18 protein-coding genes and 1 pseudogene are annotated in these 22,511 nt (G+C 55.2%); 12 read left to right on the top strand and 7 right to left on the bottom strand.

The window, feature by feature from the left end:
- Positions 1 to 22: 22 nt before the first annotated feature.
- On the bottom strand, positions 23 to 1,354 hold the full coding sequence (locus ACEPPP_RS12420; protein WP_374086177.1) for an IS4 family transposase: 1,332 nt from the start codon (positions 1,352 to 1,354) through the stop codon (positions 23 to 25).
- A 250-nt stretch (positions 1,355 to 1,604) separates the two neighbouring features.
- Between ACEPPP_RS12420 and ACEPPP_RS12415 the strand changes: the two genes are divergently transcribed.
- Both ACEPPP_RS12415 and ACEPPP_RS12410 read left to right on the top strand, forming a co-directional pair.
- On the top strand, positions 1,605 to 1,775 hold the full coding sequence (locus ACEPPP_RS12415; RefSeq protein WP_374087134.1) for a hypothetical protein: 171 nt from the start codon (positions 1,605 to 1,607) through the stop codon (positions 1,773 to 1,775).
- A 164-nt stretch (positions 1,776 to 1,939) separates the two neighbouring features.
- Positions 1,940 to 3,394, top strand: coding sequence for an IS66 family transposase (locus ACEPPP_RS12410; RefSeq protein WP_374086375.1), 1,455 nt, complete (start codon positions 1,940 to 1,942; stop codon positions 3,392 to 3,394).
- A gap of 94 nt (positions 3,395 to 3,488) precedes the next feature.
- On the opposite strand, the gene ACEPPP_RS12405 is transcribed toward ACEPPP_RS12410, so the two are convergent.
- Together ACEPPP_RS12405 and ACEPPP_RS12400 are read right to left on the bottom strand one after the other, a co-directional pair.
- A complete protein-coding gene (locus ACEPPP_RS12405; RefSeq protein WP_374087132.1) occupies positions 3,489 to 4,361 on the bottom strand; it encodes a magnesium transporter in 873 nt (290 codons plus the stop codon).
- Positions 4,362 to 4,487: 126 nt separating this feature from the next.
- Positions 4,488 to 4,616: pseudogene (locus tag ACEPPP_RS12400) on the bottom strand (transposase); the annotation flags it as partial.
- 744 nt (positions 4,617 to 5,360) lie between these two features.
- Here ACEPPP_RS12400 and ACEPPP_RS12395 point away from each other — a divergent pair.
- From ACEPPP_RS12395 to ACEPPP_RS12375, 5 genes are all read left to right on the top strand, one after another.
- Positions 5,361 to 5,816 (top strand): hypothetical protein, encoded by a 456-nt coding sequence (locus ACEPPP_RS12395; RefSeq protein ID WP_374087130.1) that lies wholly within the window; start codon positions 5,361 to 5,363, stop codon positions 5,814 to 5,816.
- Positions 5,817 to 5,870: 54 nt separating this feature from the next.
- The gene (locus ACEPPP_RS12390) at positions 5,871 to 10,304 is read left to right on the top strand and encodes a DUF4082 domain-containing protein (protein WP_374087128.1); all 4,434 of its coding nucleotides are present in this window, start codon (positions 5,871 to 5,873) and stop codon (positions 10,302 to 10,304) included.
- A gap of 186 nt (positions 10,305 to 10,490) precedes the next feature.
- A complete protein-coding gene (locus tag ACEPPP_RS12385; protein ID WP_374087126.1) occupies positions 10,491 to 10,649 on the top strand; it encodes a hypothetical protein in 159 nt (52 codons plus the stop codon).
- A gap of 196 nt (positions 10,650 to 10,845) precedes the next feature.
- Positions 10,846 to 12,300 carry an IS66 family transposase gene (locus ACEPPP_RS12380; RefSeq protein ID WP_374086375.1) on the top strand — a complete coding sequence of 485 codons (1,455 nt, stop codon included), beginning with the start codon at positions 10,846 to 10,848 and terminating at the stop codon, positions 12,298 to 12,300.
- Between the two features lie 46 nt (positions 12,301 to 12,346).
- The gene (locus ACEPPP_RS12375; RefSeq protein WP_374087124.1) at positions 12,347 to 12,592 is read left to right on the top strand and encodes a hypothetical protein; all 246 of its coding nucleotides are present in this window, start codon (positions 12,347 to 12,349) and stop codon (positions 12,590 to 12,592) included.
- Between the two features lie 348 nt (positions 12,593 to 12,940).
- On the opposite strand, the gene ACEPPP_RS12370 is transcribed toward ACEPPP_RS12375, so the two are convergent.
- The 4 genes from ACEPPP_RS12370 to mgtE form a co-directional block, all read right to left on the bottom strand.
- A complete protein-coding gene (locus ACEPPP_RS12370; protein ID WP_374087122.1) occupies positions 12,941 to 13,711 on the bottom strand; it encodes an ABC transporter permease in 771 nt (256 codons plus the stop codon).
- A 9-nt stretch (positions 13,712 to 13,720) separates the two neighbouring features.
- Positions 13,721 to 14,545, bottom strand: a complete 825-nt coding sequence (locus tag ACEPPP_RS12365) for an ABC transporter ATP-binding protein (RefSeq protein ID WP_374087120.1) — start codon at positions 14,543 to 14,545, stop codon at positions 13,721 to 13,723.
- A gap of 305 nt (positions 14,546 to 14,850) precedes the next feature.
- Positions 14,851 to 15,624 (bottom strand): SPFH domain-containing protein, encoded by a 774-nt coding sequence (locus tag ACEPPP_RS12360; RefSeq protein ID WP_374087118.1) that lies wholly within the window; start codon positions 15,622 to 15,624, stop codon positions 14,851 to 14,853.
- Between the two features lie 307 nt (positions 15,625 to 15,931).
- On the bottom strand, positions 15,932 to 17,374 hold the full coding sequence (mgtE, locus tag ACEPPP_RS12355; RefSeq protein WP_374087116.1) for a magnesium transporter: 1,443 nt from the start codon (positions 17,372 to 17,374) through the stop codon (positions 15,932 to 15,934).
- Positions 17,375 to 17,625: 251 nt separating this feature from the next.
- On the opposite strand from mgtE, the gene ACEPPP_RS12350 reads away from it, so the two are divergent.
- From ACEPPP_RS12350 to rdgB, 5 genes are all read left to right on the top strand, one after another.
- Complete coding sequence (locus ACEPPP_RS12350) at positions 17,626 to 18,630, top strand: DUF475 domain-containing protein (RefSeq protein ID WP_374087114.1); 1,005 nt, start codon at positions 17,626 to 17,628, stop codon at positions 18,628 to 18,630.
- A gap of 28 nt (positions 18,631 to 18,658) precedes the next feature.
- The gene (locus ACEPPP_RS12345; RefSeq protein ID WP_374087112.1) at positions 18,659 to 19,864 is read left to right on the top strand and encodes an ABC transporter permease; all 1,206 of its coding nucleotides are present in this window, start codon (positions 18,659 to 18,661) and stop codon (positions 19,862 to 19,864) included.
- A 2-nt stretch (positions 19,865 to 19,866) separates the two neighbouring features.
- Positions 19,867 to 21,063 carry an ABC transporter permease gene (locus ACEPPP_RS12340; protein ID WP_374087111.1) on the top strand — a complete coding sequence of 399 codons (1,197 nt, stop codon included), beginning with the start codon at positions 19,867 to 19,869 and terminating at the stop codon, positions 21,061 to 21,063.
- 118 nt (positions 21,064 to 21,181) lie between these two features.
- Positions 21,182 to 21,901, top strand: a complete 720-nt coding sequence (rph, locus tag ACEPPP_RS12335) for a ribonuclease PH (protein ID WP_374087109.1) — start codon at positions 21,182 to 21,184, stop codon at positions 21,899 to 21,901.
- A complete protein-coding gene (gene rdgB, locus ACEPPP_RS12330; protein WP_374087105.1) occupies positions 21,895 to 22,509 on the top strand; it encodes an RdgB/HAM1 family non-canonical purine NTP pyrophosphatase in 615 nt (204 codons plus the stop codon). Before rph ends, rdgB begins: the two co-directional genes overlap by 7 nt.
- The last annotated feature ends 2 nt before the right edge of the window (positions 22,510 to 22,511 follow it).

The following is a 22,511-nucleotide window of genomic DNA, read 5'->3' as shown; positions in this document are numbered from 1 at the left end:
TTTGTTAGTTAAAACCATTTCGTTATACACAATTCTGAGCTTCCCGCATCGCGCGAATGCCGATGGCGAAGTCCATGACGCGCTGAAGACCGATCCAAAGTGTTTTGGCGCCGGGCTCACCATCGCCTTTGCGTCCGAGAAAGCCGCCGAAACCGGCAATCACTCTGATGATCTCGTTCAAAGTCGGCGGCTTATCCGGTAGGGGTTTGCGCGCCACTAGCCAGGCCGCCTGCCATTCTTCCCGTTCGAACACCGCTTCGCCATCCATCTCCGGGCAGCTTCGCCCCAAACGCATCAGGTAACCGATCCGCCAAGCGGTAATCAGATAGAAAGCCAAGGCCAACTCGACGCGGGGCATCGCCGACAATTGTAAGGCTTCCACCTTGCAGCCGTTTTTGAGAATGTTGAAAAACATCTCAATCTCCCACCGGCATCGGTACCAATCGATTAACTCCCTCGCTGCGTCCAACGTCGACGCCGGAAGATTTGTCATTAAGCGCCATTCCACCGCCTTTTCGCCTTCAGGCGGGGCGATTTCGCGCGCCAACAGAGCGCTCACTTCAAACGTTCCACCATTGCCATCGGCTAAGCCGACACGCAGGCTGCGTAGCTGTTGGCTTACCTCGCGCCCTTTCTGTCCCGGGCGTGGCTGCAGATGAAAGCGAATCTCGCCCAAGACCTGCGCCCGTTCGACCTGCTCCCACAACTTGGCCTCATCCTTCCCAAGTTTGCGGTTGTGCTGGGATCGGATCAGCCAATCGGCTGGATTCTTCAGGGCATGGGCGCGTTGCATTAGTCCCAGGATGTCGGCTTCGCGGTCTGCCACATAAACCCAGCGCGTGTCCGGGTGTGCCTCCGCAACCTCTGCTACGCGTTCGTAACCTTCCCGCCAGCGCGCGCTCTCACAGATTCCACGCCGCTCGCCATCGGCGTCTTTCGGCTCCCGTGCCCACATCCAGGCATCCAATACGCCCAGCGGCAGCCGTTCTGGCGTCACCGCATACGTCGGATGCAAGTACATCCCTCGCTGCGCTTCATATGACAACGGCCCCAATCCCTCGATTGACTGTCCGTTAAAATTCAGCTCCGTGGTGTCTTGTAGGCACAGCACCACCGGATAGGCTTGACTGCGTATCAAGGTGCAATCGATATGCGGCTGCAGAATGTCATTCCACGCAATCCCCTCTTGCCCGAAAAACCGGTACGCCGCCAGGGTCTCACTCCAACCTCCACAGGCTGTCGGTATGCTCGCGCTCGGCTTCGACGCAAAACTTTTCAACAGCTTCGCCGATCTTTTGTTCAAACGCTCATCTCCCAGTTTGATTCCAGATAATTCCTTTTTCACCCACTCCATTTGCCTTCTTGTCCTTGGTTCGAAAAAATCGCGTAGCTTACAGGATTAGGCAAGTTGTGTATAACGAGATGAGTTAAAACAAGGCTCTTTTTGATTATTTATACGGCGTTACATTTTCTGGTTTTGGAGGGTTATTATCAGTATCAATACGAATAAAAGAGTTATTTTTGAAAAAGCTCTTAATAATGCCATGTATTTTCTTTATGGATCTGAAAGATTAATTTTTTCACTCCTAGGAGGGATAGCTATATTGACATTGCTGAAAGCAGATCTCATCTTTACATCACTAACAAAAGGAAATGCAGGAATATTTTCTATATTATCAATATGCTTCGTTGCTGGCTTTAGCGAAACTCTTATTCCTAATACACTTAAAAAAATTGAAGACCAAGAAAATAAAGGCACTAACAAAACAAATTAACTCGATCCACAAATTCTGCTACGTTTCTTTACGTCAGGTTATTTCCAATGTTAAATGACAGTTTTGAGGTAGGAACCCGCTATTGGCTTAACATTGTCGAATGATCGCAATTGTAACCGTTCACGCCCTTGCCAAAGCCAGGCCGCTTGTTAGAAAATTGCGATATGTCAAAACTCGTTATCGATCTCAGTCAACCGGCGCCAGTCCCGCAGAGCCTCGAAGAAGCGCAGCAACTCATTGCCGCGCTGTGGCAGCTTTTGGTCGAACTGCAAAAACGGCAAGCGGAGCTGGAAGAGCAGCTCAATACGCATTCGGAGAACTCCTCAAAGCCGCCGTCGCAAGACAGCCCCAAGCAACGCGCAGAGCGGCCGTCGAAAAAACCGACCGGGCGTGCGAAAGGCGCGCAGCCGGGGCATGGCAAGCACGAACGCGCTTTGCTGGATGCCTCAGCGGTGGATCGGATCGAACATTATTATCCGCAGAGCCAGTGTGCTTGCGGCGGCGAGGTCGTCATGGACGGCTATCGCCGACATCAAGTTTTCGACTTGCCGGAAGTGCGTTACCAAGTGGTCGAGCACCGTTGTTATAGCGGGTGTTGCAGACAGTGCAAGGCGCGTCATCGCGCGGCCTTGCCGGACGACGTGCCGAGCGGGCAAATGGGCCCCGGCTTGATCGCCTGGATCAGTCTGCTGAACAGCCAATACCACTTGAGTCTGCGTCAAATCGAGAGCCTGTTGGCGGAGCAGTGGCAGCTGGATTTCAGCTTGGGCGCGATCAGCGAAGCCCAAGCGCCGGTGATCGACTGGCTGTTGCCCGTCTACCAACAGATTGGCGACCAGGTGCGTGATGCAGGCGTGGCTCACGCCGATGAAACCAGCCATTTTCGCGGGAAGAGCCGCTACTGGCTGTGGTCCTTGAGCACGCCGCAGGCGGCTTATTTTATGACCCATTATTCGCGCGGCAAACAGGCGGCCCGGGAACTGTTGGGCGATTTCGACGGCATTCTGGTCACCGACCGGCACGGCGCTTACAACGATTATGACGCCGACCGGCATCAGTACTGCTGGGCACACATCATCCGCAACCTGGAGAAAATCTCCGGACGTTCGGGACAAGCCGGGGAAGACGGCACTTACCTGTTGCGCCTGGCCCGCCTGGTGGTGCACTGCGGCAAGCGCTGGCAGCACAGCGGTTGCCAATCCTTGCTGTACCGAAGGCGTTTGCAGCGCTTACGCCAACATTTTCAAGCCACCCTGGAACGCACCGCAACGACCCATGGCGATACGCGCACCGGCCACGCCTGTCGCAAGCTTTTGCGCGACAGCCCACGGCTGTGGACGTTTTTGAAATATCAAGGCGTGCCGATGACGAACAACGCTGCGGAGCAAAGTCTGCGACCGTATGTCATTTGGCGGAAAATCAGCTTCTTCACGCAATCACATCGGGGCAATCAGTTTCGGCCGATGATGTTGTCCCTGATTGAGACGTGCAAGCGGCTCAAGGTCAATGTCTATCAGACCCTGCGGACGGTTTGCTGGCAAGGGGTGATGGAGGGGCATGTCTCCTTCCGGTTGCCATTCCCAGCTTTAGCTTGCTTGCCTTCGGCTTCGGGGGCGTGAACGGTTACTCGCAATTGACCGAACTAAGACCGTCAATAACACGTTCAACCCAAACCTAAAGTTTGATTCTGTCAGACCAAGTGCGCGCCGGCTTTCATAACAAAAACACACTCGCCAGTCCCAAGAAGATAAAAAATCCCATCGCATCGGTAATCGAAGTCAGCATCACGGTCGCGCCGGCGGCGGGGTCCTTGTCGAACTTATGCCGGAGCAGCGGAATCGCAAGGCCTGCCACGACCGCGACCAGGAGATTCAAAAACATCGCGAGCGCCATTACGCCGGCCAGCGCCTGGTCCCGGTACAGGAAATAGGCGACCGAACCGACCACCAGGCCGATGAAGGTGCCGTTCAGCAAGGCGAGGGACAGCTCTTTTCTGATCAGCCGCCTGACGTTGAGCGGGGTGATTTGCCCCAGGGCCAGCGAGCGGATGATCAGGATGCTGGTCTGATTGCCGGTATTGCCGCCGGTCGCGGCGATGATCGGCATCAGTGAGGCCAAGGCGACCAGTTGCAGGATCGTATCTTCGAACAGGCCGATGATGCGGGTCGAGAGGAAGGCGGTCGTGACATTGATCAGCAGCCATGACCAGCGGTTACGGGCGCTCTTCCAGACGCTGGAGAACAGGTCTTCTTCCTCGGAGACGCCGGCCTGGATCAGCCGGTCTTCGTCGTTTTCCTCGCGGATAAAGTCGAGGATGCTGTCCACGCACAGCCGCCCTTGCAGCCGGCCTTTGCTGTCGACGACCGGCGCCGAGATCAGATCGTAGCGTTCGAAAGCGCGCGAGGCTTCGGAGGCGTCCTGGTCGACCTGAAACTGCACGAAATCGGTCACCATCGCGTCTGCGACGAATAGAATCGGCGAGTGCGTCAACAGGCGCGACAGCGGCAGCACGCCTTTCACGACATCCTGTTGGTCGACCACGAACAGTTTGTCGGTATGGCCGGACAGCTTACCGAGTTTGAGCACGACGGGGTCTTACATTTAATCATCTTGAATGATAATGATCTATGCTACTTTGAACGACCCCATTGCCCGTGCCCCATTGCCCGAAAGACCTCGGCCGCGCATTCCGTCAGCTTTCGCTTACCCCCCGGTTATCTGGTTCGCGTGAACTTCGTATTCCTGAGCCAGTTGCGCCATGGTTTTATCTCCCGCCAACGCTGCCATGGCGACTTTGGCTTTGAAAGCCGGCGAATGTTTTCTTCCCATTTTGATTGACATCTTCCGCTCCGTTTTATCGACTTTCTGGACATTCAAAAGTAGTAGGTGTTCCACTTAACCGGCTGTTCAATTTTTCGGCATCACCTCTATTGTTCGCTAACGTACAGACATTTCTTTAATTTTGTGGAAATATGCAGAGGAAACATAGGTTAGCGCTTAGCAAAAAGTTGACAGATATTGTTTTCTGACGGGAAGAGTAGGCCAAAGGGCTTAATTCACATATGCCTGTTTATTTATTGTTAAGCGTTAGAGTATTAATCACAAGTAAAGGGAAATTATTTTCAAATGGTAACATATTAAGATGCGTATGATTATTGAATTGCAACCAAACAAAGATAAAGTTATGAGCGCTTCATCGAAATTTTCAATGGCAGAAAATTATTGCAAGACTGAATTTAGAGAAAATCTTCGATAAGCCTTGTTTCCTTGAGCAGCTTCGTGTTGAGCGTTACCGTGTGCACCGATAAGGTTCGCCATTATTTATCTTGCTATTGACGCAAGATAAATTTAGCACGGTTAACATTAGGGAACATCGGAAAACTTTTTTCTCTTACAACAATATGGGCTTTCAGAAAATCACGAGGATCCTCAGTAAGATACGGAAGACAGAGTCGCGATACGCACGCTTTTTAGTTCCGAGAGAATATTCGCGTTTTGTAATAACTACCGGAATATACCCTAATGAGCACATGTATTTTCCGATTAACGAACCCATTCGATTAACGAACCTATTTAGGATCAGCTATGAAAACTCTCATCCTAGTTGTTACGGCTAGTCTTGCGACCGCATCGGCTGCGGCTAATGCCGCGCCGACCAACGACTGCACCCAAATTTTAGAAACCCTCAAGGCTAGCGCATCCGCAATAACCCAGAACGCGAACTCTTATTGGCAGCACCGGGCTGACTTTGTCAGCCTTAATTATGGTCAGGCCCGCCAAGCCGTTCCTAACGCGCTGACGGTCGCAAGACAGGAAAAAAGCCACGGCAATGCACTAAGGGCAGCAATGCCGAACAGCTTGGCAATCTTTAATGATCAAGTCACGGTGGCGCTATCCCAAAATTGTCTTTCTCCTACCCAATTGTCGGCGATTGTCGAGCCGATAATCAAGGACGCGAAGCGGGTTAAATTCGATAAATTCCCAGAAGATAAGAGAGAGTCATCAGTCAACCACGGACCGCCGAGAATGCCGAATAATTAAGCAGATGCAGTTTTGTGCTTTCGCTATTATGTTAATTCTCTATGAGATACAACGATGAAAAAAGATACAATGATGAAAGTTTTGCTGACGTCACTTCTTGTTATGGCAATCGCCATTAACAGTGCGTTTGCGCAAAACGCGATTGTCACTGAGAATCAGTTACAAGGCACTCCTGCGAGCCTGTGGGATCTTAATGGACCAGGCTCAACAACTCTCCAAGGCTTCACGACCGACATTAGCATCAACCATGGCTCTACGGTCGATTTCAAAATTCAATCTGGCACGAATAATTGGCGTATCGATATCTATCGCCTTGGTTATTACCAAGGGAATGGCGCCAGATTGATTACGACGATTAACAAGAATAGCTCTCAAAGTCAGCCCGCTCCCGTGACCAATTCGACGACCGGCGAGGTTGATGCGGGCAATTGGAGTGTTACGGCATCATGGGCAGTTCCCAGCACCGCGGTATCCGGCGTTTATATAGCCCATCTTGTGGATCAAAACAACACCAGCAATGAGAACCACATTCCATTTATTGTCCGCGCCGATGAGTCGACCAGCGACATCCTTTTCCAGACATCGGACACGACGTGGCATGCATATAACGGCTGGGGCGGCGCCAATTTGTATGGTGGTAATGGCCCGGGTGGGGATTCGGCTGCCGGCCGTGCCTATAAGGTGAGTTACAACCGACCCATCGCGACCCGCGACGGAGTGGGAACAGCCGCTAGTTGGACTGACTTTCTTTTTGGTGCCGAGTACGCCGCGATATATTGGTTAGAAAAGAATGGCTACGACGTCTCATACATTGCCGAAGTGGATACCGCTCGGTCCCCTTCGCTGTTGCATCAGCATAATGTCTTCACGTCCACCGGCCATGACGAATATTGGGACACCACGGCGCGTGCAAATGTAGAGGCGGCGCGCGACGCCGGCGTTAATCTTGTCTTTATGAGTGGAAACGAAGTCTATTGGAAAACCCGCTGGGAGCCCAGCATCGACGGCAGCGCAACGCCTTATCGCACGCTCGTTTGCTACAAAGAAACGCGGCACAACGCTCCGCTCGACCCGCTGGACGCAAGTCCGATCTGGACTTGGACCGGGACATGGCGCGATCCGAGGTTCAGTCCACCCGCCGACGGAGGAAAGCCCGAAAACAATTTGACCGGCACGATTTTTCAGGTCGACTCCTACCGCTCCGACGCCATTCAGGTCCCTTACGCCATGAGCCGATTGCGGTTTTGGCGCAATACCCCGAATGTCTCGAAGCTCGCATCGGGCAATAGTTGGAGCCTTACCCAGAATATCCTCGGCTACGAATGGGATGCGTCCCCGGACAACGGTTTCGCTCCAGAAGGTCTGATAGCCCTGTCATCGACAACGCTAAGTGTGGATACGTACCTCCTCGACTATGGCTCAAGGACCGGCAATGGTACGGCGACCCATAATTTGACGATGTACCGTAACCCGAGCAGCAGCGCACTGGTATTCGGCGCGGGCACCGTCTTCTGGTCGTGGGGGTTGAGTGCGGAGCACGATGGGCCGCCAACGCCGACCGATCCGGACATCCAACAAGCCATGGTGAACCTGCTCGCCGATATGGGCGTGCAGCCGGGCTCGTTACAGGCGGGACTGATCGCAGCGGTCAAGTCCACGGACACGACGCCTCCCACCTCTTCGATCTCGATGCCTAGCACCGGATCCAGCTTCTCGGAAGGCCAACCAGTCACCATCAGCGGCGTCGCAAGTGACATAGGTGGGCAGGTTGCCGGGGTCGAGGTGTCAGTGGACGGTGGCAAAACATGGTTCAGGGCATCCGGCACGACAAACTGGAGCTATACCTGGAATGCCACGGCCGGATCGCACACAATCATGTCTCTCGCGACTGACGACAGCCTCAACTCGGAGACCCCTCAGGCTGGGAACAGCATTGGTGTAACAGCGAGTTCCAACCTATTTGGGAATACGGCTGTCCCCGATATCGATACCTACAGCGACAACCCGGTCGAACTCGGTATAAAATTTTCAGCTTCGACCTCGGGCACTATCACTGGCATTCGTTTCTGGAAGAACTCAATAAATACGGGCACCCATACAGGAAATTTGTGGTCGTCGACGGGAACGTTGCTTGCTAGCGCCACTTTCGCCAACGAAACGGCAAGCGGTTGGCAGGAGGTCCTATTCTCGCAGCCAGTTCAGATCGCGGCAGGCACAACTTACGTTGCCTCCTACCACAGCAATCAAGCCTATTCTGCGGGTGACGGCTATTTTGTCTCACCCTTCACGAACGGTTCGCTAATCGCGCCTGCTAGTGCCGGTGTTTACGCCTACGGCTCTACCAGTGCTTTCCCCGCCAACACCTATAATAGTGCCAACTATTGGGTGGATGTGATGCTCAGCACTGGCCCCGCACCCACGCTGCAGTCGATCTCGGTGACACCGGCGAATCCGTCGATTGCGGTCGGCGCGACGCAACAATTTGCGGCGACCGGAACCTATTCGGACGGTAGCACGAAGGACATCACCAGCCAGGTTACATGGGCTTCCTCGGCTACGGCGGTAGCCACCATCAATAGCAGCGGACTTGCGTCCGGTGTCAGCGCGGGCAGCGCGACGATCACAGCGACGACCGGGAGCGTGAGTGGCACTACGGCCCTGACGGTAAACACCGCGGCGTTGAGCATCACCACCACGGCGCCGCCGGACGGAACGGTGAACATCTCCTATTCTGCGAGTTTGGCGGCGATCGGTGGAACACCACCTTACACCTGGTCGATCAGCGCAGGCTCGCTGCCCCCAGGTCTGAGCTTATCCAGTAGCGGTGTCATTAGCGGCACACCCACCACGGCCGCGACGTATACGTTCACCGCCCAGGTAACCGATTCTGCCAACCCTGCCATAACGGCTAATAAAGCTTTGAGCATCACTGTGGCCACGGCTACAACAAGCATTTGGCCGAGCACAACCATTCCGGCTGTGATCGATAGCGGCCCTGATAGCGCGGTAGAGTTGGGTGTAAAATTTAAATCTGATGTGAGTGGCAAAATCACGGGTATTCGCTTCTACAAGTCCAGTAATAACACCGGTACCCATGTCGGTAACTTGTGGAGTTGCGACAACTCTTCATGCAGCACCGGCACTAACTTGGCCTCGGTCACCTTCAGTGGAGAAACCGCTTCCGGGTGGCAGCAAATGAGCTTCAGCTCCCCCGTGGCCATTACCGCCGGTACTGTATATGTGGCCTCATATCATACCAACGTCGGCCACTATAGCGTTGGTCTAAATTATTTTGCGACCGCCGGAGTTGACAGTCCTCCACTTCATGCCTTAGCTAACGGAGTTTCGGGCGGCGATGGAGTGTACGCCTATGGCTCTACTAGTGCTTTCCCCGTCAACACCTATAATAGTTCCAACTATTGGGTGGATGTGATGTTCAGTACTGGCCCCGCACCAACGCTGCAGTCGATCTCGGTGATACCGGCGAATCCGTCGATTGCGGTCGGTGCGACGCAACAATTTGCGGCGACCGGAACCTATTCGGACGGTAGCACGAAGAACATCACCAGCCAGGTTACATGGGCTTCCTCGGCTACGGCGGTAGCCACCATCAATAGCAGCGGACTTGCGTCCGGTGTCAGCGCGGGCAGCGCGACGATCACCGCGACGACCGGGAGCGTGAGTGGCACTACGGCTCTGACGGTAAACACCGCGGCGCTGAGCATCACCACCACGGCGCTGCCGGACGGAACGGTGAACATCTCCTATTCTGCGAGTTTGGCGGCGATCGGTGGAACACTGCCTTACACCTGGTCGATCAGCGCAGGCTCGCTGCCCCCAGGTCTGAGCTTATCCAGTAGCGGTGTCATTAGCGGCACACCCAGCACGGCCGCGACGTATACGTTCACCGCCCAGGTAACCGATTCTGCCAACCCTGCCATAACGGCTAATAAAGCTTTGAGCATCACTGTGGCCACGGCTACAACAAGCATTTGGCCGAGCACAACCATTCCGGCTGTGGTCGATAGCGGCCCTGATAGCGCGGTAGAGTTGGGTGTAAAATTTAAATCTGATGTCAGTGGCAAAATCACGGGTATTCGCTTCTACAAGTCCAGTAATAACACCGGTACCCATGTCGGTAACTTGTGGAGTTGCGACAACTCTTCATGCAGCACCGGCACTAACTTGGCCTCGGTCACCTTCAGTGGAGAAACCGCTTCCGGGTGGCAGCAAATGAGCTTCAGCTCCCCCGTGGCCATTACCGCCGGTACTGTATATGTGGTCTCATATCATACCAACGTCGGCCACTATAGCGTTGGTCTAAATTATTTTGCGACCGCCGGCGTTGACAATCCTCCACTTCATGCCTTAGCTAACGGAATTTCGGGCGGCGATGGAGTGTACGTCTATGGCTCTACCAGTGCTTTCCCCGCCAACACCTATAATAGTGCCAACTATTGGGTAGATGTTGTTTTTACAACGCCTTGATTAAAATGTGGATGACGGATTTCAGTAGCTTGAACATTCAATAAGTTGGAGCGACGTTATTGAAAAACTCAATAACTGTCCGATTCGCTATGCCTCCGGTTCAGCCGGAGGACTCCTGATGTTTTACATTTGAAAAAGATCTCCCAATCATGCTCGACCGCTCAAAGCATGAAATGGATAACTTTGATGACAACAGAACCAAAACTTCTACTGGAAAATTTGCACGCTTTTTTAGTGGAAAATGGCTTTGTTGCATACAAAAACACCCACGGTTTTGATCTATATTGCAAAAATAGCGAGCAATCTTTGAAAGGAAATGAATTTAAAACAAACTCCTGCGATTAATTTGGCCGGGATAAAAAATCACGTATCTTTACTGAGCCGTTTTCAACTTTCTGTGGGTAATTATTTATGGCAAATCAACGAAATATCAGGCTGATAACAAAAGTTCTTATAATCGGTGTGGTGGTAGCTGTTCTCAGCTACCTAGTAACCGTTCACGCCCTTGCCAAAGCCCGGCCGCTTGTTAGAAAATTGCGATATGTCAAAACTCGTTATCGATCTCAGTCAACCGGCGCCAGTCCCGCAGAGCCTCGAAGAAGCGCAGCAGCTCATTGCCGCGCTGTGGCAGCTTTTGGTCGAACTGCAAAAACGGCAAGCGGAGCTGGAAGAGCAGCTCAATACGCATTCGGAGAACTCCTCAAAGCCGCCGTCGCAAGACAGCCCCAAGCAACGCGCAGAGCGGCCGTCGAAAAAACCGACCGGGCGTGCGAAAGGCGCGCAGCCGGGGCATGGCAAGCACGAACGCGCTTTGCTGGATGCCTCAGCGGTGGATCGGATCGAACATTATTATCCGCAGAGCCAGTGTGCTTGCGGCGGCGAGGTCGTCATGGACGGCTATCGCCGACATCAAGTTTTCGACTTGCCGGAAGTGCGTTACCAAGTGGTCGAGCACCGTTGTTATAGCGGGTGTTGCAGACAGTGCAAGGCGCGTCATCGCGCGGCCTTGCCGGACGACGTGCCGAGCGGGCAAATGGGCCCCGGCTTGATCGCCTGGATCAGTCTGCTGAACAGCCAATACCACTTGAGTCTGCGTCAAATCGAGAGCCTGTTGGCGGAGCAGTGGCAGCTGGATTTCAGCTTGGGCGCGATCAGCGAAGCCCAAGCGCCGGTGATCGACTGGCTGTTGCCCGTCTACCAACAGATTGGCGACCAGGTGCGTGATGCAGGCGTGGCTCACGCCGATGAAACCAGCCATTTTCGCGGGAAGAGCCGCTACTGGCTGTGGTCCTTGAGCACGCCGCAGGCGGCTTATTTTATGACCCATTATTCGCGCGGCAAACAGGCGGCCCGGGAACTGTTGGGCGATTTCGACGGCATTCTGGTCACCGACCGGCACGGCGCTTACAACGATTATGACGCCGACCGGCATCAGTACTGCTGGGCACACATCATCCGCAACCTGGAGAAAATCTCCGGACGTTCGGGACAAGCCGGGGAAGACGGCACTTACCTGTTGCGCCTGGCCCGCCTGGTGGTGCACTGCGGCAAGCGCTGGCAGCACAGCGGTTGCCAATCCTTGCTGTACCGAAGGCGTTTGCAGCGCTTACGCCAACATTTTCAAGCCACCCTGGAACGCACCGCAACGACCCATGGCGATACGCGCACCGGCCACGCCTGTCGCAAGCTTTTGCGCGACAGCCCACGGCTGTGGACGTTTTTGAAATATCAAGGCGTGCCGATGACGAACAACGCTGCGGAGCAAAGTCTGCGACCGTATGTCATTTGGCGGAAAATCAGCTTCTTCACGCAATCACATCGGGGCAATCAGTTTCGGCCGATGATGTTGTCCCTGATTGAGACGTGCAAGCGGCTCAAGGTCAATGTCTATCAGACCCTGCGGACGGTTTGCTGGCAAGGGGTGATGGAGGGGCATGTCTCCTTCCGGTTGCCATTCCCAGCTTTAGCTTGCTTGCCTTCGGCTTCGGGGGCGTGAACGGTTACGCTACCTATTTCATCCCGAGGTTGGACAGTTAAGTGTGATGATCAATGGGCAACCGGTCGCAGAGCCACTAGTCCGCATTGCCGCCATCCCAACATTTTTGATGATTATGGGGCTCGCCGCTATCCTGACGATAATGCTGTTTTTAGGTATCGGAGTGTTCATGTTTCTGGGCGCCCTATTTATTGCATTAATGGTTTGTATCATGTTGGCTCCTTATTTCTGGCCTGTTCTGGTGATGATTTTTCTGTTAATCGCGGTGATGTCAATTAGTCATGAAAAATGACGATGTTACTCAATCGTGCTTATTTAAAAAGCATATTAATAACAATAAGTTAACTAGAGCGCAAGACAAATAACCTTTAGATCTGCATCCATTAAGCGAAATACGTAGACGGGGCCGGCTCCCCTAAGCAAAAACTCCATTTAAGCGTTTTAAAAGAAATACAGCCCAAAGGCTCCAACTCGCCATTGACATGCATATCATTGATTTAACTCCGTATTTCGAACATTTACGTTTTCAGCCTTTCCGACAAGGGCAAGGAAGTTGTTGGCGCTATTTAATGATTTTCAAAATTCAGACACCACAAATCCTCAAAACAGACATTCTCAGGGACAAAAATCCAGGCAGCACTCATACCGCCAATGTCGGGTATAACTTTACGGCGATGGCTAGCAGGATGGAAAATACGACGAGCATCACGGCAAAATCGAGACCATAACCATAAATATTTTCCCCGCCTACAATGACAAGTCCGCGTAACGCATCGATCAAATAAGTGAGCGGATTGACCTGCGCGATGAGGCGCAGCCAACTTGGCATCAAATTGAGCGGATAGATCGCATTGCTGGCGAAAAACATAGGCATCGCCAGAAGTTGGCCGATTCCCATGAAACGCTCACGCGTCTTTACAATGCAGGCGATGATCAGTGAGAAAGTGGCAAATATGCCTGAACCCAGCATCACGCTGCTCAGCACGCCAACGATTGCCAAAGGATCCAGTCTGATGGAAACGTGCATCACCATAGCAATAAGGTAAATGACAGCCGCTTGAACGATGCCCCGAAACCCTGCAGCGATCGCTTTGCCGAAAAGCAGCGCACTGCGCCGGGCCGGGCTTACCAGGAGCTTTTGTACCACGCCAAGATCGCGCTCCCAGATGATGGCGATGCCATAGAAGATGGAACTGAAGAGCACGCTCTGAGCGAGAATGCCCGGCGTAATGAAAGCCAGGTAGCTCATCTGTCCCGTATGGATACCACGAACCTGGGCCAGAACCTGTCCGAATATCACCAGCCACAATACCGGCTGTACCGCGCGTGCAATCAGCTCGGTCGGATCCCGAGCAAGCTTGATGAGTTCTATTTCTACAATGGCGGAACTCTCTCGAATGAAGCGCTTCATATGCTCGCCTTAGCCAAGACGGTGAGCCGTTCTGCGCGTTTGTGCGACCGCGCTGAAAGTCCCGCCATCATGTATCAATCCGCCGGCATAATGCGCAAATACGTCATTCATGGTTTTATTGGCTCCCAGTCCTGCGCGCAACTCGACAGGCTTTCCGACCACGCTGATGCGCCCCTTATGAAGAATCGCCAGCTTATCGCAAAGCGTTTCGGCTTCTTCCATATCGTGCGTCGTGATCAGGACAGTCATACCGTAGTCGCGTCTAAGATCCAGCAAGCGATCCCAGACAGTATGGCGCGCGACCGGATCGAGTCCAAGGGTCGGTTCGTCCAGAAACAGAATTGCAGGACGATGCAGCATGGCTTGGGCAAGTTCAAGACGGCGGATCATGCCGCCGGAATAGGTTTTCACCAGTTTGTGCGCCGAATCCGTAAGCCCCATAAACTCCAGTGCATCGCCAATGAGCACATTTCTCTCCGCTTTGTCCAGGCCATAGAGCTTGGCCGACAGACGCAAGTTCTCGTAGCCCGTCAGGGCGCCGTCGGCCGACAAGAGTTGAGATACATAGCCAATGCGCCGCCGGACCTGTCCCGGAGATCTGATAATGCTAAATCCTCCCACTTCAGCGGAGCCGGATGTCGGCGGCAGCAGAGTCGTCAGCATCTTGATCAAGGTGCTCTTACCGGCGCCGTTTGCCCCAAGCAATCCGAAAATCTCCCCATAGGGAACCTGCAGTTCGATATGATCCACCGCCGTCAAATGGCCAAATCGGCGTGTGAGTTCGGACACTTGGATAGCAAATTTGTCTGCCCTGCCGGATGCGGTGGTGTTCATGGAGGAAGAGGCTATAGTCCCAAAGGAATACCTAGGAAAATCGATTAATATCGAATTTTCTCATTTGCAAGTTAGATACCTTAGAGAGCGGAAATGCGAAGATTTTTTCGCCTACAGGATAAATAAATATTGAGTCAATTCAGCATCGACTATTTACCTGCATACAGCACCCTAAATGACCACAAGCAGTGACTATGACCTGATTTGGTCAGAGTAATTCTACAAGCTAATAAAAATAAATGCCGATCTACACGTCGGAAAGATCAACAGTAAACCGGCATTGGCAAGCAGTTATGATGCAGCGGCTATTTGCTGCTTGAGTCTTGCTTGATCGTCGAAATCGCCTCCTGCACGGTGGTCATGAACTGCGCTGGGAAGATGATTGTGGAATTCCTTTCCGTGGCAATCTCTGCCATCGTCTGGAGCGTGCGGAGCTGGAGTGCAACCGGATGCGACGCGATGATGTCCGCCGCCTCGCCGAGCTTCACCGCCGCCTGAAACTCGCCTTCTGCAGCAACGATTTTGGCTCGGCGCTCCCGTTCAGCCTCTGCCTCCTTCGCCATCGCACGCTGCATATTCTCGGGAAGCGTGATGTCCTTAATCTCGACGGCAGTCACCTCTGCACCCCAGGGTTCGGTGTGCGCATCGATTACGTTCTTAATCTGTAGGTTAATGTCTCTCGTCTGCGAGAGCAACTGGTCCAGCGAGAACTGGCCCACGACGTTGCGCACGGTGGTCTGGCTGATCTGATTCACAGCATTCGTGATGTCCTCGATCGCGACGACCGACTTTTGAGGATCGATGATCTTGTAGTACGCGACGGCCGCGATGTCGATAGACACATTGTCCTTCGTAATAATCTTCTGCGACGGAATATTCATGGTGATCGTGCGGAGGGTAACCCTCGTCATTTGCTCTAAGATCGGTATGAGGATGATGAGGCCCGGGCCGCGAACGCCGGTGACTTTACCGAGAAAGAAAATGACCCCTCGGTCGTATTCCTTGACGATCCGAAGTGACATGAAAATTAAACCCAAGACGACGAGAATGATGGGAATGAGGGGGTCAATTGATAACATTGTTATCTCCATTGTTACTGATGGACTTACAAGCCCTATTACAGGTTATTGTTTAACAATGAATATCTTATACTCGTTTCAATCTCAGTCGACAAGAATACCTTTCTAAATCATTTTTTTCTAACCGGGTTATACCCAAAATTTGTAAGTTGCTCTCAAGATAAAGGCATCACCGCCAGCAATGCCACAGAAACCCGCCTTTCAAGGACATACGCCGACTGACAGAAATTGGCCGAACTGAGACCGTCAGTGTCACGTTCAATCCAAATTGAAGTTTGATTCCGTCAGATCAGATGCGCGCCGGCTGTCATAACAAAAACACACTCGCCAGTCCCAAGAAGATAAAAAATCCCATCGCATCGGTAATCGAGGTCAGCATCACCGTCGCGCCGGCGGCGGGGTCCTTGTCGAACTTATGCCGGAGCAGCGGAATCGCAAGGCCTGCCACGACCGCGACCAGGAGATTCAAAAACATCGCGAGCGCCATCACGCCGGCCAGCGCCTTGTCCCGGTACAGGAAATAGGCGACAGAACCGACCACCAGACCGATGAAGGTGCCGTTCAGCAAGGCGAGGGACAGCTCTTTTCTGATCAGCCGCCTGACGTTGAGCGGGGTGATTTGCCCCAGGGCCAGCGAGCGGATGATCAGGATGCTGGTCTGATTGCCGGTATTGCCGCCGGTCGCGGCGATGATCGGCATCAGCGAGGCCAGGGCGACCAGTTGCAGGATCGTATCTTCGAACAGGCCGATGATGCGGGTCGACAGGAAGGCGGTCGTGACATTGATCAGCAGCCATGACCAGCGGTTCCGGGCGCTCTTCCAGACGCTGGAGAATAGGTCTTCTTCCTCGGAGACGCCCGCCTGGATCAGGCGGTCTTCGTCGTTTTCTTCGCGGATAAAGTCGAGGATGCTGTCCACGCACAGCCGCCCTTGCAGCCGGCCTTTGCTGTCGACGACCGGCGCCGAGATCAGATCGTAGCGTTCGAAAGCGCGCGAGGCTTCGGAGGCGTCCTGGTCGACCTGAAACTGCACGAAATCGGTCACCATCGCGTCTGCGACGAATAGAATCGGCGAGTGCGTCAACAGGCGCGACAGCGGCAGCACGCCTTTCACGACATCCTGTTGGTCGACCACGAACAGTTTGTCGGTATGGCCGGGCAGTTTGCCGAGTTTGCGGATGTAGTCCGCGATCGCTTTCAGCGTCAGGTCTTCGCGGATCGTGATCATGCCGAAATCCATGAACGCGCCGACCTGGTCGTCCTCATAAGCCAGTACCGCATTGACGTGCTGGCGCTCCTCGCTGTTCAACGAACGCAGGATTTTCAGCATCGCGTTTTTCGGCAGGTCGTCGGCCAGCTCGGCGATCTCGTCGGCATCGAGGTTTTCGGCGACGGTCGCCAAATCCTCCGATTCCATGCTCGAAATCAGCGTTTGCCGAACCGCGTCGGACACTTCGACCAGCACCTGGCCATGATCACTGGCCTCGATCGCATTCCAGGCAAGCTTGCGCTGATCGAGCGGCAAGGATTCGAGAATATAGGCAATATCGGCCGGGTGCAGCGCGGCCAGCTTTTCGTGCAGACGGCTTTCCTGCTGTTTGCGCAGCACGGTTTCGAGAAGCTCGTAGTTAGCGCCAGGGCTTCTCTCGAGCAGCGATTTTTCCAGCTGCTGCTTTTCGAGCAGGGAGATCACTTCCTGGAGCTGTTGTTGTAAAAACTGTGCTGGGCTGAGTTTGTTCGAAGAGTCCATAACGTCACAGAGTCAAAATGCAGCGGGGTTTGGCCGGGCGATCGAGCCAAATGCTGGAATGGCGATGCGCCGGCCGAGAATCGGGCAGGCCATTATAAGCGATAAAAATGGCACTGGAATGAAATATGCTTATAAATAAGGGGCCAACCCTTTTATTGCAGCCGAAACGTTAAACTTGTCGCCCTAACTATTGATTTTAAGCTAATTCGACTTATAGTTACGCTTCCATAAAACACATTCAGGAGTTTTGCATGCAGCATTTTCGTCTTTCCATCATCGTGACCGTCTTGAGTCTCGCGATCGCGCTCTACTGGGGCGGCCTGACCGGGGCCTTTATCGCGCTGATTCTGGGCGTCCTGGAAGTCAGTCTGTCGTTCGACAACGCGGTCGTCAACGCCTCGGTGTTGAAGCGCATGGATGAACGCTGGCAGTTCTACTTTCTGACCTGGGGCATCCTGATCGCGGTTTTCGGCATGCGGCTGTTGTTCCCTGTGCTGATCGTGTCGTTCGCGACCGGCATCGGCTTGTTTGGCGTCGCCGACATGGCCCTGCACGACCCGACGACTTATGCGCAGCATCTGACCGAGTCGCATGTGCAGATCGCGGCCTTCGGCGGCATGTTCTTGCTGATGGTCTTTTTCGGCTTCATCTTTGACGACGCGAAGGAACTGCACTGGCTCGGGCCCGTCGAGGAAAAACTGGCCGGCTGGGGTAAACTCGAATCGATCGAACTGATCGTGGCGCTGTGTTTGCTGTTGTTCATTCAGCACTGGCTGCCGGCCGAAATCCGCCTCGAAGCGCTGGTCGCGGGCGTATCGGGCGTGATCTTGTTCGTGATGGTCGATAGCGCCTCGGCGTTGTTTGAAGACGAAGAGGAAGGCGAGCAAACGGCCGAGGCGTTGAAACGGGCTGGCATGATGAGCTTCCTGTACCTGGAAGTGCTCGACGCCTCGTTCTCCTTCGACGGCGTGATCGGCGCGTTTGCGATCACCCAGGACGTGATCATCATCATGCTGGGTCTGGCGATCGGCGCGATGTTCGTGCGAAGCCTGACCGTTTACCTGGTGCGCCAGGGCACGCTGGACGAATATGTGTTTCTGGAGCACGGCGCGCACTATGCGATCGGCGTCCTGGCCGGCATCATGCTGATGAGCATGACCACGCATATATCCGAAGTGATCACCGGCCTGACCGGCGCGATCTTGATTGCGCTCTCGGTCTATTCCTCGATCCAATACAACAAGGCGCAGGCGTAACCAGGTAGGGTACGCCGAGCGTCCGGCCATGCTCCCGGCCGACCTTTTCCGCCAGGCCCTGCTCGCGATCAAATCCCAGCCGCTCAGGGCCGGCTTGATCGTTCTGGCGATGAGCATCGGCGTCGCGTCCGTTTCGATCTTGGTCGCGCTGGGCGAGAGCGCGCGCCTTTATATCGTGCACGAGTTCGAGTCGCTCGGCACGCATCTGGTCATCGTGCTGCCGGGCCGCAATGAGACGACCGGCGGCCAGCCGCCCATATTCGGCGAAACGCCGCGCGATATGACGCTGGGCGATGCCGAGGCGCTGGCGGTCAGCCCGCATATCGCCGCGATCGCGCCGCTGATGATCGGTTCCGCGCCGGTTTCGGTGCACGGGCTCGAACGCGAAACCAATATTTTCGGCTCGACCCAGGCGCTGCTGCGGGTCCGGCACCTCTCGATGGCGCAGGGCAGTTTCCTGCCCAAGATCGACTCCGATCAGGCGCTGTCGGTCTGCGTGATCGGCCAGACGATCCGCAAGGAATTATTCCCGAACCAGCAGGCGGTCGGCCAATGGCTCAGGGTCAACGACCGGCGTTTTCGGGTGATCGGCGTATTGGCCTCCGAGGGCGAGTCGATCGGCGTCGATTTCGACGAAATGGTGATCATTCCGGTCGCTTCCGCGCAGGCCCTGTTCGATACCGAGTCGCTGTTCAGGATTCTGGCCGAAACCAAGTCCGAGCAGGCGATGCACAAGGCCGTCGATGAGGTCAGGGCCATCATCAAGGCGCGCCATGAAGGCGAGGACGACGTCACGATCATCACCCAGGATAGCGTGGTCAGTACCTTCGACAAGATATTGACCGCGCTGACCCTGACCGTCGCCAGCATCGCCGCGATCAGCCTGGCGGTCGCCGGCGTCCTGGTGATGAACGTAATGCTGGTCAGCGTGACCCAGCGCACCGCCGAAATCGGCCTGCTGAAAGCCCTGGGCGCGACCCGCGGGCAATTGCATGCGCTGTTTTTGACCGAAGCCGCGCTGCTGTCGCTGGCCGGCGCCACGGTCGGCGCGCTGCTCGGGCAACTCGCCCTGGCCGGCTTGCAGGTGATTTATCCGGCATTTCCTTTCGAACTTCCGCCCTGGGCATTGTTCGCCGCGCTCGGCATCGCGCTGCTGAACGGCCTGACCTTCGGCTTCCTGCCGGCCCGCAAGGCCGCCAAGCTGAATCCGATCGCCGCATTGGCCAAGCGCTGACCATGCAAATCCTGGATCTATTGCATTTTTCCTACCGCTCGATCATCAGCCACAAACTGCGTTCGTCATTGACCGCGTTGGGGCTCGTGATCGGCATCGCCGCGGTGGTGATCCTGACCTCGATCGGGCGCGGCATCCATACCTTCGTGCTGGCCGAGTTCACCCAGTTCGGCACGCATCTGTTGTCGGTCAATCCGGGCAAGAAAACCACCTTCGGCCTCTCCGGCGCAACGATCAGTACGGTGCGGCCCTTGACTATCGACGATGCGGCCGCGCTGGGCAGGCTGCCGTCGGTGCTCGCGGTCGTGCCGGTCGTGCAGGGCAACGTGCGCGTCGAGGCCGGCGTCAAACAGAGGCGCACCAATGTGTTGGGGGTGGGCAGCGCGGTGCCGGAGGTCTGGCGCGTCAACACGGCGGTCGGCCGCTTCCTGCCCGCCGAGGCAGGCAATCCGCGCGCATTCGCCGTGCTGGGGCACAAGATGGCGGCGGAATTGTTCGGCACGGCAAATCCCTTGGGCCAGCGCATCCGGATCGGCACCGACCGCTACCTCGTGATCGGCGTGATGGAAAAAAAAGGCCAGATGGTCGGCTTCGACATGGACGACACGCTGTATATTCCGGCCGCGAAGGCGCTGGAACTGTTCGACCGCGAAAGCTTGGTCGAAATCAACGTGCTGTATAAGCCCACGGTGTCGGCCGCCGCCGTGCAAAACGCGGTCAAGCGGCTGCTGATCGCCCGGCACGGATTCGAGGATTTCACGATCATCACCCAGAACCAGATGCTCGAAACGATGGACTCGGTCTTGAATATCCTGACCTTGGGCGTCGCCGCGCTGGGCGGCATCTCCTTGCTGGTCGGCTCGGTCGGCATTTTGACCATCATGACGATCGCAGTCTCCGAACGGATCTCCGAAATCGGCCTGTTGCGCGCGGTCGGCGCGGAACGCCGGGTCATTTTCCGCCTGTTTCTCGGCGAGGCGCTCGCGTTGAGCGTGGCCGGCGGCCTGGCCGGCGTCTTGATCGGCATCCTCGCGATTCAGACGATCGGCTATGCGTTGCCCGCACTGCCGGTCGAACTGGCCTGGAGCTACATCCTCTCCGCCTTTGCGGTGTCGGTCTTGATCGGCATCGCCGCCGGCGTCGCACCGGCGATCAAGGCGGCGCGGCTCGAGCCGCTGGAAGCCTTGCGGACCGAATAAATCATCAGCTAATCCAATAAAATGCGATGGCTTTAAATATCAATATATTGATATTTTGGGGCTCCGAGTCCATGTAGTTCGGGTATACTGTGGCGATTTTAATTTTGGCACCACACACATGAGACCGAGCGGAAGACAACCCGATCAACTGAGAGAAATCAAATTCACCTGCGGCTATACCAAACATGCGGAAGGCTCCGTACTGGTCGAGTTCGGCGATACCCGCGTGCTCTGCACCGCCAGCGTCGACAGCCAGGTGCCGCGCTTTCTCAAGGGCAAGGGCGAAGGCTGGATCACCGCCGAATACGGCATGCTGCCTCGCTCCACGCACAGCCGGATGGGGCGCGAAGCCAGCTCCGGCAAACAGGGCGGACGCACGATGGAGATTCAACGCCTGATCGGCCGCTCGCTGCGCGCCGCGGTCGATCTGAAGGCGCTTGGCGAAAACACGATCACGATCGACTGCGACGTGTTGCAGGCCGACGGCGGCACCCGCACCGCGGCGATCACCGGCGGCTTCGTCGCCTTGTCGCTGGCGGTCAAAAAGATGCTCAAGAAGAAGCAGATCAAGACCAATCCCTTGCACGGCCAGGTCGCCTCGGTCTCGGTCGGCATTTACAACGGCGTGCCGGTGCTGGATCTGGACTATAACGAAGACAGCAACGCCGAAACCGACATGAATGTGGTGATGAACGACGCGGCCGCGTTTATCGAAGTCCAAGGCACCGCCGAAGGACATGCATTCAGAAAGGACGAACTCGACGCGATGCTCGATCTGGCCGGGCTCGGCATCAAGCAATTGATCGAAAAGCAGCGGGAAGCGTTGGAAAAATGCTGAAGATCACAACACACCAAAAAATCGTGCTGGCCAGCGGCAATCCGGGAAAAATCCGCGAGATTCAGGCGCTGCTGGCCGAACACCCGATCGTGCCGCAATCCGACTTTTCGATAAGCGACGCGGAAGAAACCGGCACCACCTTCGTCGAAAACGCGATCATCAAGGCCCGCCATGCGGCAAAGCTTAGCGGCCTGCCCGCGATTGCGGACGATTCAGGGCTGGTCGTCGATGCGCTGGACGGCGCGCCCGGCGTGTATTCCGCGCGCTACGCGGGACCCGGCGGCAGCGACCTGGACAATCTGCAAAAATTGCTGCGAGAACTCGAGGGCGTGCCGGAAGCGCAGCGCAGCGCGCGCTTCATCTGCGTGCTGGCGTTCATGCGGCATGGCGCCGATCCGACACCGATCATCGCACAGGGCGTTTGGGAAGGCAGGATTTTGACCCGGCCGGCCGGCAGCAACGGCTTCGGTTATGACCCGGTATTCTGGGTGCCGACGCACCAGTGCGCTTCGGCGGAGTTGGCGCCGGAAGTCAAGAATGCCTTGAGCCATCGCGGACAGGCGCTACGCAACCTGACCGCGATGCTGAAGACCAAGGAAACGGCGTAAAT

It is taken from the genome of Methylomicrobium lacus, assembly GCF_041897535.1.
GTDB classification, from domain to species: domain Bacteria; phylum Pseudomonadota; class Gammaproteobacteria; order Methylococcales; family Methylomonadaceae; genus Methylomicrobium; species Methylomicrobium lacus_A.
This window is presented reverse-complemented; position numbering and strand designations above follow the sequence as displayed.

Coding starts and splice junctions, on each gene's coding strand:
- ACEPPP_RS12420 (WP_374086177.1), bottom strand. CDS start 1,354: ATGGAGTGGGTGAAAAAGGAATTATCTGGAATCAAACTGGGAGATGAG.
- ACEPPP_RS12410 (WP_374086375.1), top strand. CDS start 1,940: ATGTCAAAACTCGTTATCGATCTCAGTCAACCGGCGCCAGTCCCGCAG.
- ACEPPP_RS12395 (WP_374087130.1), top strand. CDS start 5,361: ATGAAAACTCTCATCCTAGTTGTTACGGCTAGTCTTGCGACCGCATCG.
- ACEPPP_RS12390 (WP_374087128.1), top strand. CDS start 5,871: ATGAAAAAAGATACAATGATGAAAGTTTTGCTGACGTCACTTCTTGTT.
- ACEPPP_RS12385 (WP_374087126.1), top strand. CDS start 10,491: ATGACAACAGAACCAAAACTTCTACTGGAAAATTTGCACGCTTTTTTA.
- ACEPPP_RS12380 (WP_374086375.1), top strand. CDS start 10,846: ATGTCAAAACTCGTTATCGATCTCAGTCAACCGGCGCCAGTCCCGCAG.
- ACEPPP_RS12375 (WP_374087124.1), top strand. CDS start 12,347: ATGATCAATGGGCAACCGGTCGCAGAGCCACTAGTCCGCATTGCCGCC.
- ACEPPP_RS12370 (WP_374087122.1), bottom strand. CDS start 13,711: ATGAAGCGCTTCATTCGAGAGAGTTCCGCCATTGTAGAAATAGAACTC.
- ACEPPP_RS12365 (WP_374087120.1), bottom strand. CDS start 14,545: ATGAACACCACCGCATCCGGCAGGGCAGACAAATTTGCTATCCAAGTG.
- ACEPPP_RS12360 (WP_374087118.1), bottom strand. CDS start 15,624: ATGTTATCAATTGACCCCCTCATTCCCATCATTCTCGTCGTCTTGGGT.
- mgtE (WP_374087116.1), bottom strand. CDS start 17,374: ATGGACTCTTCGAACAAACTCAGCCCAGCACAGTTTTTACAACAACAG.
- ACEPPP_RS12350 (WP_374087114.1), top strand. CDS start 17,626: ATGCAGCATTTTCGTCTTTCCATCATCGTGACCGTCTTGAGTCTCGCG.
- ACEPPP_RS12345 (WP_374087112.1), top strand. CDS start 18,659: ATGCTCCCGGCCGACCTTTTCCGCCAGGCCCTGCTCGCGATCAAATCC.
- ACEPPP_RS12340 (WP_374087111.1), top strand. CDS start 19,867: ATGCAAATCCTGGATCTATTGCATTTTTCCTACCGCTCGATCATCAGC.
- rph (WP_374087109.1), top strand. CDS start 21,182: ATGAGACCGAGCGGAAGACAACCCGATCAACTGAGAGAAATCAAATTC.
- rdgB (WP_374087105.1), top strand. CDS start 21,895: ATGCTGAAGATCACAACACACCAAAAAATCGTGCTGGCCAGCGGCAAT.